The sequence below is a fragment of the Kineococcus sp. TRM81007 genome (assembly GCF_022669155.1).
GTDB lineage: Bacteria > Actinomycetota > Actinomycetes > Actinomycetales > Kineococcaceae > Kineococcus.
On record NZ_JALBVB010000052.1, the window covers coordinates 21,570 to 33,869 of the forward strand.

General features: G+C 75.4%; 12 protein-coding genes and 1 pseudogene. 4 read left to right on the forward strand and 9 right to left on the reverse strand.

Features of this window, described 5'->3' with window-relative positions; genetic code table 11:
* Positions 1–35: 35 nt before the first annotated feature.
* From MN205_RS10635 to MN205_RS10650, 4 genes are all read right to left on the reverse strand, one after another.
* A complete protein-coding gene (locus MN205_RS10635) occupies positions 36–407 on the reverse strand; it encodes a hypothetical protein (RefSeq protein WP_242127041.1) in 372 nt (123 codons plus the stop codon).
* 49 nt (positions 408–456) lie between these two features.
* Positions 457–759 carry an HNH endonuclease gene (locus tag MN205_RS10640; RefSeq protein WP_242127042.1) on the reverse strand — a complete coding sequence of 101 codons (303 nt, stop codon included), beginning with the start codon at positions 757–759 and terminating at the stop codon, positions 457–459.
* 283 nt (positions 760–1,042) lie between these two features.
* Positions 1,043–1,474, reverse strand: coding sequence for a peptide-methionine (R)-S-oxide reductase MsrB (gene msrB, locus MN205_RS10645; RefSeq protein WP_242127044.1), 432 nt, complete (start codon positions 1,472–1,474; stop codon positions 1,043–1,045).
* A 37-nt stretch (positions 1,475–1,511) separates the two neighbouring features.
* A complete protein-coding gene (locus MN205_RS10650; protein WP_242127046.1) occupies positions 1,512–2,066 on the reverse strand; it encodes a hypothetical protein in 555 nt (184 codons plus the stop codon).
* A gap of 128 nt (positions 2,067–2,194) precedes the next feature.
* On the opposite strand from MN205_RS10650, the gene MN205_RS10655 reads away from it, so the two are divergent.
* A complete protein-coding gene (locus tag MN205_RS10655; protein ID WP_242127049.1) occupies positions 2,195–3,400 on the forward strand; it encodes a S9 family peptidase in 1,206 nt (401 codons plus the stop codon).
* Positions 3,397–4,647 (forward strand): AAA family ATPase, encoded by a 1,251-nt coding sequence (locus tag MN205_RS21235; protein ID WP_308220266.1) that lies wholly within the window; start codon positions 3,397–3,399, stop codon positions 4,645–4,647. The genes MN205_RS10655 and MN205_RS21235 overlap by 4 nt, the downstream gene beginning before the upstream one ends.
* Positions 4,648–4,759: 112 nt before the next feature.
* On the opposite strand, the pseudogene ribA reads toward MN205_RS21235, so the two are convergent.
* From ribA to MN205_RS10675, 3 genes and pseudogenes are all read right to left on the reverse strand, one after another.
* A pseudogene (gene ribA, locus MN205_RS10665) lies at positions 4,760–5,362 on the reverse strand (GTP cyclohydrolase II); the annotation flags it as partial.
* A gap of 162 nt (positions 5,363–5,524) precedes the next feature.
* Positions 5,525–5,938 (reverse strand): SufE family protein, encoded by a 414-nt coding sequence (locus MN205_RS10670; protein WP_255819023.1) that lies wholly within the window; start codon positions 5,936–5,938, stop codon positions 5,525–5,527.
* 50 nt (positions 5,939–5,988) lie between these two features.
* Positions 5,989–6,894, reverse strand: a complete 906-nt coding sequence (locus tag MN205_RS10675) for a sulfurtransferase (protein ID WP_242127055.1) — start codon at positions 6,892–6,894, stop codon at positions 5,989–5,991.
* 154 nt (positions 6,895–7,048) lie between these two features.
* Here MN205_RS10675 and zapE point away from each other — a divergent pair, with 154 nt between their 5' ends.
* Entirely contained in the window at positions 7,049–8,146 is a 1,098-nt protein-coding gene (gene zapE / locus MN205_RS10680; protein WP_242127057.1) for a cell division protein ZapE, read from the forward strand.
* A gap of 131 nt (positions 8,147–8,277) precedes the next feature.
* The gene (locus MN205_RS10685) at positions 8,278–9,456 is read left to right on the forward strand and encodes a Na/Pi symporter (RefSeq protein WP_242127059.1); all 1,179 of its coding nucleotides are present in this window, start codon (positions 8,278–8,280) and stop codon (positions 9,454–9,456) included.
* A gap of 52 nt (positions 9,457–9,508) precedes the next feature.
* Here the strand turns inward: MN205_RS10685 and MN205_RS10690 are convergent, their stop codons facing one another.
* Entirely contained in the window at positions 9,509–10,165 is a 657-nt protein-coding gene (locus MN205_RS10690; protein WP_242127061.1) for an NUDIX hydrolase N-terminal domain-containing protein, read from the reverse strand.
* Complete coding sequence (treZ, locus tag MN205_RS10695; RefSeq protein ID WP_242127063.1) at positions 10,162–11,928, reverse strand: malto-oligosyltrehalose trehalohydrolase; 1,767 nt, start codon at positions 11,926–11,928, stop codon at positions 10,162–10,164. Before treZ ends, MN205_RS10690 begins: the two co-directional genes overlap by 4 nt.
* Positions 11,929–12,300 lie beyond the last annotated feature (372 nt).

Below are 12,300 nucleotides of genomic sequence, written 5' to 3' on the forward strand. Positions count from 1 at the left end.
GGCGGCTCTCGCGCGCGGTGCGGGACCGGTGGGCGTCAGAGGCGCTCGGGGTCCTCGGCGTCGGCGGCGGCGACGTGGTCACCCACCCCGGCGTGACCCGCGCCGCCGGACTCGTCCGGCTCCTCCTGCGTGACCCGCTCGTCGAGCGTCTCGTTGTCCGGGTCGACGTCGTCGCGCATGAGCTCCTCGGTGGCGTGGCTCACCTGGCGACCCGTGTCGTACGTGTCGTCGTCCGCGTCGTGCAGGAGGGTGTCGGTGCGCAGCGCGCCCAGCTCGTCCCCGTCGTCGGGGCCGGCGTCGATCGAGGTGTCCTCCTGGCGCAGGTCCGGGTCGTCCAGCGGGTCCAGCTGCGGGTCCGCCGGCTGGGGGTCGCTCGTCCGGGCGGTGTAGGAGTACGGCTCGCTCATGGGCTCCACTGTGCCCGCGGGGCGTGCAGCGCGCACGTCCGGTCCCTGTTCAGAAAGGTGCTTCACCGGGTGAGAGCGCCAGAAGCTCTTCGACGGCGGTGACGTCCCCACGACTGGCCACTGCCTCGCCGTCGAGGAAGCCCACGAGAACGCCGCTCACCCAGTCCCGGTAGTCGATCGCGTTCCGGTTCTGCTTGCTCGAGTTGCAGGAGAAGCACAAGATCTGCGAGTTGAGCCAGGTGTGACCGCCACCGTGTGAGAGGGCGAGGGCGAGGGCGAGGACGTGGTCGTGCGTCAGCCTCTCGCCACTGCCGCACTTAGCGCACTCGCCGCCGTAGGAGGCGAGCAGCACTGGCCAGAACGTCAACGGCAGATCCGTCTCCGCGGCTGCCTTGAGTGCGCGCCGCTTGGCGGCGTACCTCTGCTGGATGACCTTCTGGCGCTCAGCGTTGTCCTCGCGCCACTGCGCGTTGCGCGCGTTGAGCTTCTCCCTGTTCCGCTGGTAGTACTCCTTCGCGCAGATGGACCTGCACCCCTTGCAGAGGACGCCCCGCTCTCGTCTCTTGTTGTTGACGTTGAACTGGGACAGCGGCTTCCGGTCCTGGCAACGGGTGCAGGTCCTCCGCGGACCGACGCTACTGGTTCGCGGGGCGCAGCGTCAGGCTGATCCCATTGATGCAAAAGCGCTGGTCGGTGGGCGTGGGGAAGCCCTCACCCTCGAACACGTGACCCAGGTGCGAGCCGCACGTGGCGCAGCGCACCTCGGTGCGCACCATGCCGAGCGAGCGGTCCTCGATCAGCTCCACCGCGTCGGAGTCCTTCGGGTCGTAGAAGGACGGCCAGCCGCAGTGCGAGGCGAACTTCGTGGTGCTGGTGAACAGCTCCGCACCGCACGCCCGGCAGGCGTACACGCCCTCGGTGGGGTCGTCCTCGTACTCGCTGCTGTACGGCCGCTCGGTGCCGGCCTGGCGCAGCACGGCGTACTCCTGCGGCGACAGCTCCTCGCGCCACTGCTCGTCGGACTTGGTGACGGCGTACGTCTTCGCGGTGGTCTCCGGGGTGCTCATGCCCCGTCCAACCTCCCCGCCGCGGGGGGTGTTCCGCTCAGCCGAGGCGCATGGTGCCGGCGTACAGGTGCAGCACCGGCACCCCGAGGGTGTCGCGGGCGCGGGAGGCCCAGTCGGTGTGGAAGGTGTCCTCCACGGCGTGCGGGCGGGTGACGACGACGAGCTCGCGCGCGTCCTCCTCCTCGAGCAGCAGCTCCCGGACCACGGGCATCGGGTCGTCGCCGCTGGTGCGGCCCTCGGCCGCCAGGCCCAGCGAGCGCAACTCCGCCACGGAGCGCGCCAGCGCCGTCTCCGCGTCGGCGCGCGCCCGCTGCGGGTCCGGCTTCCCGGCGCGCACCTCCTCCAGCGCGGCGCGCAGCTCGCCCAGGCTGAGGTGGTCCAGCACGTCGGCCAGCAGGTTGCGCTCGGTGTCCGCCGGCACGACGACGACGTGGCGCACGCTCTCGCCCTCGTGCAGGGCGGCGATGTTGCCGGCGTCGATCTCACCGAGCGCCTCCTCGGTGAGGACCACGACGGTCCAGGAGGCGTCGGCCGCCTCCTGCGCGGTGCGCTCCTCGGGCTGGTCGGCGGACGGCACGGCGGGGTGGCTCACGCGGCTCACGCTACCGGGGGCGCCGTGCGCGGGCCCGTGCGGCTGCGGCAGGATCACCCGGTGGTCCAGGGGCGGAAGACGGCGGTGACGTCGGTGCGGTCGGTGCGGTCGGTGCGCGGGGGCCGGGCGTGAACGGGCGCCGGCGCGCGCTGGTGGGGGCGGCGACGACCGGTGCGGTGCTGACCGCCGGGGCGGCCGCCGTCACCACCGTGGCCGCCGCGTTCGCCCGCGCCGTGGTCACCCCCGCCCGGCACAAGCCGGACGACGTGGACGTGCTGCAGGTGGGGCCGCGCCGCGTCGTGCTGGGGGTGAGCGCCGACACCGTCGTGCCCGGCCGCTACGGCGTGTGGACCGACGGCGGCCGCGGCCACCTCCGCGTCGGCGACGTGCTGGAGGTCACCGGCGAGCGCGTGACCCGCAAGCTGCTGGGTGTGGACGCCGGCACCGCGCAGCCGGGCGCGGGACGCTGGAACCAGTACTTCTTCGCCGGCACCCCGCGCAGCGCGCTGGGGCTGGCGCACGAGGACGTCCTGGTCCCCTCCGAGGTGGGGGACCTGCCGGCCTGGCTGGTGCCCGCCGCCGAGCCGGCGGGCACGTGGGCGGTGCTCGTGCACGGGCGCGGCGCCACCCGCGAGGAGGCGCTGCGCGCCCTGCCCCCGCTGCGCGCCCTCGGCCTGACGTGCCTGGTGCCCGCCTACCGCAACGACGCCGACGCCCCGTCCTCGCCCGCGCGGCGCTACGGCCTGGGCGACACCGAGTGGCACGACGTGGAGGCCGCCTGCCGCTACGCGCTGGAGCGCGGTGCCCGCCGGCTGGTCCTGGTGGGCTGGTCCATGGGCGGCGCGATCGTGCTGCAGCTGGTGGCCCGCTCACCGCTGGCCGGGCAGGTGGCCGCCGTGGTCCTCGACGGGCCGGTGCTCGACTGGTACGACGTGCTCGACCACCAGGCGCGCCGGCACCGCCTGCCGGTGCCGCTGGGCCGCTACGGCTTGAGCCTGCTGGGTCACCCGCTGGGCCGTCGCCTGGTCGGCCTGGACGGGCCGGTGGACCTGCGGCGCATGGACTGGGTGGGCCGGGCGCGCGAGCTGGAGCCGCCGGTGCTGCTGCTGCACTCCGACGCCGACGACTACGTCCCGTCCGGCCCCTCGGCGCGGCTGGCCGAGGCGCGCCCGGACCTGGTGACGTTCGTGCGCAGCGGCACCGCTCGGCACACCAAGGAGTGGAACGTGGACCCGGCCGGCTGGGAGGACGCCGTGCGCCGGTTCCTGCGCACCCACCTCGACGGCGACCCGCCCCGGGGACCGAGACCCGGCTCGGAGCCGTCCGGGGCGTGAGCGCCCCGGCGGACCGGCCACCCGCGACCGACGGCGGGGCGCTGCCACCGGCCGTGCCCGGCTGCGGGTGCTCCGCCTGCGTCGAGCGGTCCCACGCGGCCGGGGGCGTGGCGGCGCCGGTGGTGCTGGTCCTCGTGGGGGCCGCCGGCAGCGGCAAGACGACGCTGCGCCGTGCCCTGCTGACCCGCACCGCCCAGGCGCTGACGGTGGTGAGCCTGGACGACCTGCGCCGCGAGCTGCGCGCCGCGGACGCGGCGGCGGGCCGGCCGGTGCGGGAGCTGCAGGGGTACTCGCTGCCCGCGGTGCGCCGGGCTCGGCGGCGCTGCCAGGCGCTGGCGGGGCTGGGGGCCGGCTACCTCGCCGACGCCACCCACCTGCGCCGCGCCGAGCGGGTGGTGCACGTGCGCGCCGCAGCGGCGGCGGGCCTGCCCGCGGAGGCGGTGCTCATGCCGGACCTGCCGCTCGACGAGCTGTTGCGCCGGGACCGGGGCCGCCCGCCGGAGGAGCGGGTGCCGGCGGACGTGCTGGGCCGGCACGCGCACCGCCGCTCGCTGCTGACCGCCGCCGGGCTGCGCGCCGACGGGTTCACCGCGGTGCACGAGGTCGGGGCGCGGGCCGCGCGCGAGGGGGTGCGGCAGGCGGTCGCCGGGCGACCGCGCGCCGGGTGCACCAGCATGGCTGCCGGGTGCAGCCGGACGCCCGGGGGACCGAGGGACGGGGACGTCGTGGAGCACGCGGGGACGGGACGCGGGACGCAGCCGGCACGGGCTGCGCTGCTGGTGGCGGCGGCCGGGCGGGGGGCGCTCGCCGGCTTGGCGGGCGTGGCCGCGATGACGCTCGCGGAGGAGGCGGAGCAGGCGCTCACGCACCGGCCGGACTCGTACGTGCCGGCGCGGGCGCTGCTGACGTCGCTGGGCCGCCCGCCCGGCGACGCCGCGCGGCCGCTGCTGGCCAACCACGTCATGCACTGGGGGACGGGTGCCACCCTGGGTGCCCTGCGCGGGGTGTGGTCGGTGCTCGGCCTGCGCGGCCCGCGCGCCCACCTGGTGCACACCGCGGTGCGCCTGGCCTTCGACCAGACCGTGGAGAACGCCACGGGCGCGGGCGCGCCGCCGCACACGTGGCCGGTGCGCGAACAGGTCGTCGACGTCGCGCACAAGGCGGTCTACTCGCTGGTGACCGGGCTGGTGGCCGACCGGGTCGTCGCCCCGCGGCTGCTCTCGCAGCGCGGCACGAGCAGCCACTGAGACGCGGTCCGCGCGCGGGTCGGGGAACCCGGGGACCACGCGCACGACGCGGCGGTGCGGGTGGCGCGCGGGCCGGGCGCCGCCTTATGAGCGGCGCCCCGGGCGGCCGCGGTCAGGACACCCCCGGCAGGCGGTGACCCATCCGGTCCCGCTTGGTGCGCAGGTAGCGCGCGTTGTCGTCCGTCTCGGCGACCGGCAGGTCGCGGCGGGCCAGCACCGGCACGCCGTGCCCGCGCAGCGCCTCCACCTTGACGGGGTTGTGCGTCATCAGCTCCACGTCGTGCACGCCGAGGTCGCGCAGCACCGCGGCCGCGCCGGTGTAGTCGCGCGCGTCCACCGGCAGGCCGAGGTCGAGGTTGGCCTCGACGGTGTCGCGGCCGCGCTCCTGCAGGGCGTACGCGGCGATCTTCTCGGCCAGCCCGATGCCGCGCCCCTCCTGCCCGCGCAGGTAGAGCACGACGCCGCGTCCGCGTTCGGTGATCGCCGCGAGCGCGGCGTGCAGCTGGGGGCCGCAGTCGCAGCGCAGCGAGCCCAGGACGTCGCCGGTCAGGCACTCGGAGTGCAGGCGCACCAGCAGGCCGTGCCCGTCGCCGATCTCCCCGGCGACCAGCGCGAGGTGCTCGACGCCGTCGGCCTGCCGGTACGCCACGGCGCGGAAGGTGCCGTGCGCGGTGGGCAGGCGGGCCTCGGAGACCCGCACGACCGGCAGCGCCGGGTGCTGCGCCCCCGGGGCGGCGCGCTGGTCGGGCAGGCTCGCGCTGCCGGTCTCCTGGACCTCGGTCACGTGCGTCTCCTCGGGCCGGCCGCCGGGCGGCGGACAACTGGTTGCACCTTCAACGGCTCGGGGGGTGGTGGTGTTCCCCGGGCCGCGCGGGTCTCAGGACGCCGTCGCCACCCGCACCTGGCGCTTGACCCGGGCGAGCATCCCCGTCATGCCCCGCATCCGCAGCGGGCTGACCGCCTGCTCCAGGCCCAGGCGCGAGCACACGTCCGGCGGCAGCTGCAGGACCTCCTCCGCGGGCAGCCCGTCCAGGCCCTCGCGCAGCACCCCGGCGAACCCGCGGGTCGTGGGCGCCTCCGGTGGTGCGGACACGTGCAGGTGCACCCGCGAGGCGTCGTCCACCTCGACGTTGACGAACACCGGGGACTGGCACTCGTCCACCCGCTCCAGCAGCTCCGGGTGCTCCGCCAGGTGCGGCGGCAGCGGCGGCAGCCCCTGGCTGAACTCCAGCAGCAGCTGCAACCGCTCCCGCTCGGGCAGCGCCTGGAAGTCCTCGACGATCTCCGCCATCGCCGGCGGCAGGCCGGCGGTGGGGGAGAAGGGGTCCTCGTCCACCGCGCTCACCGGCGCACCGCCGGCGCCTCGCCCTTGTCCGGGCCCTTGACGATCGGCACCCGGACGGTGTTGCCCCACTCCGTCCACGAGCCGTCGTAGTTGCGCACCTTCTCGAAGCCGAGCAGGTGCTGCAGCACGAACCAGGTGTGGCTGGAGCGCTCGCCGATGCGGCAGTAGGCGATGACGTCGTCCGCGGGGGCCAGGCCCTTCTCCCGCTGGTAGATCGCCTCCAGCTCCTCGCGCGTCCTGAACGTGCCGTCCTCCGCCGCCGCGCGCGCCCACGGCACGCTGTCCGCGCCGGGGATGTGACCGCCGCGCACGGTGCCCTCCTCGGGGTAGTCGGGCATGTGGGTGCGCTCGCCGGTGTACTCCTGCGGGGAGCGCACGTCGATCAGCCTGCCGCCCAGGTGCGCCAGCACGTCCTCCTTGAAGGCGCGGATCGAGGCGTCCTGCCGCTCGACGACGGGGTAGTCGGTCGGCTGCGGCTCCGGCGCCTCGGTGGTCGTCTCGCGCCCCTCGGCGATCCACTTGGCGCGCCCGCCGTCCAGCAGTCGCACGTCCGGGTGGCCGAAGAGGGTGAACACCCACAGGGCGTAGGCGGCCCACCAGTTGTTCTTGTCGCCGTAGATCACCACGGTGTCCTCGCGGGCGATGCCCTTGCGGGACATCAGCGCCGCGAAGCCCTCGCCGTCGACGTAGTCGCGCGTCACCGGGTCGTTCAGCTCGGTGTGCCAGTCCACCTTCACCGAGCCCGGCACGTGCCCGGTGTCCCACAGCAGGACGTCCTCGTCGCTCTCCACGACCTTCAGGCCCGGTTCGCCGAGGTGCTCGGCCAGCCAGGCGGTCGTGACCAGCTTCTCCGGGTGGGCGTAGGCGGCGAGCTTCTCGTCGCCGTCGTGGGGCAGGGCCACTGTCGTCCTCCGTGCGGTGGGGGCGTCTCGCGTCCGGCGGGCTCACGCCCGCAGCAGCCCCAACAGCGCGCCGCGCGGTCGCGTTCCCGCCGCCCCGCGATCCTGCCAGACGCCCCGGGCGCCGGGTGCCGGCCGTCTCACTACCCTTGACCGGGTGAGCCGACCCGAGGAGACGCCCGTGCAGCCCCAGGAGCGGACCTCGGCCGGCTCCCTGGTGGAGCGCGACCCGCGGGTGCCGCCGCAGCAGCTCGTCGCGGAGCTGGTGCCGCCGCCGCGCTTCGCCGACGTCCGCTTCGCCAGCTACGTGCCGGCTCCCGACCAGCCCACCCAGGCCGAGGCCGTGTCCACGATGAGCGCCTTCGGCGACCGGGTCCTGGCCGGCGCCAGCGGCCGCGGTGGTGGTCGCGGTGGTGGCCTCGCGGGGCTGTTCAAGCGCCGCAGCGCCCCGCAGGGCGCACCCGGCGTGTACCTCGACGGCGGCTTCGGCGTCGGCAAGACCCACCTGCTGTCCTCGCTCTACCACCGGGTCGTCACCGAGGGCGGTGGCACCGCCGCGTACGGCACCTTCGTGGAGTACACCAACCTCGTCGGGGCGCTCGGCTTCCGGCAGGCCGTGGACGCCCTGGCCCCGCACGACCTGGTGTGCATCGACGAGTTCGAGCTGGACGACCCCGGTGACACGGTCCTGATGTCCCGGCTGATGCGCGAGCTGGTGGACCGCGACGTGAAGCTCGCCGCCACCTCCAACACGCTGCCCGGCGCGCTGGGCGAGGGCCGCTTCGCGGCCCAGGACTTCCAGCGCGAGATCCAGGCCCTGGCCGGCCAGTTCGCCGTGCAGCGGGTGGACGGTGAGGACTACCGCCACCGCGGCCTGCCGGCCGCCCCGGCCCCGCTGGACGACGTCGCCGTCGAGCGCGTCGCCACCGGACGCCCCGGCGCCACCCTGGACGACTTCGACGCCGTCCTGGCGCACCTGGCCCGCGTGCACCCCAGTCGCTACGGCGCGATGGTCCGCGACACCGCCGCGGTGTGCCTGCGCGGGGTCGCCACGGTCTCCGACCAGGTGGTGGGCCTGCGCCTCGTCGTGCTCGCCGACCGCCTGTACGACCGCGACATCCCGGTCGTGGCCTCCGGCGTCCCCTTCGACGCGGTGTTCACCGACGAGCTGCTGCACGGCGGCTACCGCAAGAAGTACCTGCGCGCGGTCTCGCGGCTGTCGGCGCTGGCCCGCGACGGCGCCGCGCTGGCCTGACCCGCCCCGGGGCGACGGGAGCGCCACGACCCCGCCACGACCCCGCCGCGCCCGGTTGCGGTGCTCGTCACCGGGGGTTCACCGTCGGGGGGCACTCCTCGGGCGTCGCGCACCCGACCCCGGAGGGCCCCATGGCACACCGCACGCGTACGCACGACGTCTCCACTCAGCCGCAGTCGCCCGACGGTCAACGCCCCAGCGGCAGGCAGGTCGCCGTCCGCGCCCTGCTCGCCCTGGTGCTGCTGTACCTCTTCCTCGTCGCGGTGGGGGTGCTGGAGGACGGCATCGCCCAGATGGGCGAGGGGTTCGGCGACGCGGTGCTCGAGGGGGTCAGCCACCCGATCTCGGGCCTGTTCGCCGGCGTCCTCGCCACGATCCTGGTGCAGTCGTCCTCGGTGACCACCTCCACGATCGTCGGCCTGGTGGCGACGGGCGTCGTCCCCGTCGAGACGGCCGTGCCCATGGTGATGGGCGCCAACATCGGCACCACCGTGACCAACACGATCGTCACGATGGTCAGCATGCGCCGGCGCGACGAGTTCCGGCAGGTCGTCGCAGCCGCGACGATGCACGACCTCTTCAACTTCCTGGCGGTGCTGGTCCTGCTGCCCCTGGAACTGCTGACGGGCTTCCTGTCCTCGGCGGCGCGCTGGCTCGCGGGCGTCGTCGCGGACACCGGCATCACCGGGGTGGAGGCCACGAGCCCGCTGGCGATGGCCACCGACCCGGCCAACGCCGCGGTCGAGACGGTCCTGTCGGCCCTGGTCCCGGCAGGGGCCGGGCTGGGCACGGTCATGCTCGTGCTCGGTATCCTGGCCCTCTACGTCACGATCCGGTACCTCAGCAAGAACATGCGGGCGGTCATCGCCGGGCCCCTGCAGGAGAAGGCGAACCGGTCGGTCGGGCGGGCCGGCGGCCTGGTCGGCATCGCCGTCGGCACGGTCGCGGCGATCCTCGTGGTCAGCTCCTCCATCGTCACCGTCACGCTGCTCCCGCTCGTGGCCGCCGGGGCCCTCACCGTGCGCAACGCCTACCCGATCACCCTGGGCGCCAACCTCGGCACCACCGTGACGGCGCTGCTGGCGGCGCTGGCCACCGGCCAGCCGGAGGGCCTCGTCATCGCCCTGGTCCACGTGCTGTTCAACGTCACCGCCGTCACGCTGATCTACCCGCTGCCGCGGATCCGGTACCTGCCGGTCCGCCTCGCCGAGGGCCTGGGCGCCCTGGCGGCGCGGCGCCGCTGGGTCGTGCCGGTCTACACCGGCGGCGTGTTCGTCGCCCTGCCGGTGGCCGCCGTCGCCGCCGGCTGACCCGCGCGGCGGGGCGGCGGTCCGGCCGCCCCGCCGCCCCGGTCCGGCCACGCTAGTCCCACTCGGTGGGCAGCGAGGTGTCCCGGTGGTGCGCCAGCACCCGCTCCAGCTCCTGACGGGTCACCCGCGCCCCCGACAGCTCCGGCAGCTCGTCCAGGCCGAACCAGCCGACCTCGAGGGTCTCCAGGTCCTGCGCGGCCACCGGCTCGCCCACGGGCCGGCAGAGGAAGAACAGGTGGAACACCGACACCGGCAGCGGCGGCTGCTTGCCGCGCACGTCGCGCTCCCACACCGCCACCAGCTTCACCGGTTCCACCGGGTACCCGGTCTCCTCCAGCACCTCGCGCACCGCGGCCTCGCCCGGCCGGTCGCCGGGGTCCACCCAGCCGCCCGGCAGCGACCACAGCCCGTCGCTGCGCTCGCGCAGCATCAACAGGCGACCCCGCTCGTCCACGACGCCGGCGCGCACGTCCACCTTGGGGGTCGCGTAGCCCGCGTCGCGGCCGAGCACGAGCCGCAGCTCCTCCAGGGAGGTGTCCGACACGCTGGCCAGCAGCCCCGCGGCCAGCTCGGCGATCTGCCGGTACCGGGCGGTGTCGTAGTCCTTGGTGGCGTCACCGACGGAGTACGCCAGCCCGTCCTGGGCCAGGGCGGCGAGCCGCACCGCGGCCCGCCGGACCTCCTCCGCCCGCCCCGCGGGGACGCTCACGCGACCCGCACGACGGCGACGCCCTCACCGGCGAAGCGCACACCGCCCGCGCGCAGCTCGGGCGCCGGCCCGGTCGGGAACGCGGCCAGCACCTCCATCGGGTCACCGCCGACGGCCACGTCGTCCCCGCCGCCCAGCGACACGACCACGCGGTGCCGGCCGCGGTGCAGCACCAGCGCGCCGCCCGCGGTGTCCACGCGCACCTCGCGCAGGTCGTCCGAGCGCAGCTCGGGCACCTCCCGGCGCAGCCGCGTCAGGGTGCGGTACCACTCCAGCACCCGGGCGTGCGGCTCCTGCCCGGGCTCGTCCCAGCGCAGCACCGAGCGCTCCCTCGTCGCCGGGTCCTGCGGGTCGGGCACGTCCTCGGCGCTCCAGCCGTGCTCGCCGAACTCCGAGCGCCGCCCGCGGCTGACCGCCTGCCCCAGCTCGGGATCCGGGAAGGAGGTGAAGAACTGCCACGGCGTGGAGGCGTTCCACTCCTCGCCCATGAAGATCATCGGGGTGAAGGGCCCCAGCAGGTACAGCGCCGCACCGGCCGCCAGCCGCGCCTCACCCAGCAGGTGGCCGATGCGCTCGCCGACGGCGCGGTTGCCCACCTGGTCGTGGGTCTGCAGGTACCCCAGGAACGCCGTTCCCGGCACCCGGGCCCGGTCGACCCTCTTCCCCCACACCTCGCCGCGGAAGCTGGAGAACCGCTCGGCGTGGAAGAACGCCTCCTCGAAGGTGGTCTTCAGCACCTCGGGGGGGCCGAAGTCGGCGTAGTAGCCCTGGCGCTCGCCCGTCAGCAGCGCGTGCAGGGCGTGGTGCACGTCGTCGTCCCACTGGGCGGTCATGCCGAAGCCGCCCTCCGCGGTGGGGGTGACCATCGCGGCGTCGTTCAGGTCGGACTCGGCCACCAGCGACAGCGGCCGCCCCACCTCGCGGGAGAGGGCGGCGACCTCGTCGGCCAGCTGGGCGAGCACGTGGGTGGGGGAGTCGTCGACCAGGGCGTGCACGGCGTCCAGGCGCAGCGCGTCGACGTGGAAGTCGCGGAACCAGCGCAGCGCGTTGTCGCAGATCCAGCGGCGCACCTCCTCCGAGCCGGTGTCGTCGAGGTTGACCGCCGCCCCCCACGGGGTGTCGTGCTTGTCCGTGAAGTACGAGCCGAACTCGGCGAGGTAGTTGCCGCTGGGGCCGAGGTGGTTGTAGACGCAGTCCAGGGCGACGGCCAGGCCCCTGCCGTGGCAGGCGTCGACGAACGCGGCGAAGCCCTCCGGCCCGCCGTACTCGTGCTGGACCGCGTACGGGGCGACGCCGTCGTATCCCCAGTTCCACGGTCCGTCCCACGCCGAGACCGGCAGCACCTCCACGACCTCCACGCCGAGCTCGACGAGGTGGTCCAGCTTCGCCGCTGCCGCCGCGAACGTGCCCTCGGGCGTGAACGTGCCCACGTGCAGCTCGTAGAAGACGGCGCCCCGCACGTCGCGACCGGCCCAGCCGTCGTCGGTCCACCCGAAGACCGCGGGGTCCACGACCGCGCTCGTGGCGTGCACCCCCTCGGGCTGCCATCCCGAGCGCGGGTCGGGCCGCACGTCGCCGCCGTCGAGGGAGAAACCGTACCGGGTGCCGTGCCCGGCGCCCTCGACCGGGACCGTCCACCAGCCCGAGCGGGGGGAGCCGCTGCGTCGCATGGCGTACCGCTGCGCGTCCCCGCCCGTCCCGACCACCAGGTCCACCTGCTGCGCCCCCGGCGCCCACACCCCGAAATCGCGCGTTCCCGCCATGGCCCCCACCCTGTCGCACGCCGCCCCGCCCGGCGAGTCGTGCCGCCCCCCGCTGCCGCCGCGGGCCGGAGCGGGCGTTTGACAGTCGACAACCGTCTGGACGTAGGGTGTCGGGTCGTCCGGCGTCGATCACACCGTCGGGCACCTGCACCACGCGCCACCCGCGTCTCCCGGCGCGACCGCTCCACGGTCCCGCCCGGGACGCCGCCGGTGGCGCTGCCCGCCGGCCGGGGCGACCTCGCCGGCACCGACCACCCAGGTCAGCCGCACCGTCCGACCTGGCGCGCGCGAGCGCGCCGGAACGAGCAGGAGGACCCGTGAGCACACCCGTGACAGCACCGACGTCAGCGCCGGGGCCGGTGCCGGGGACGG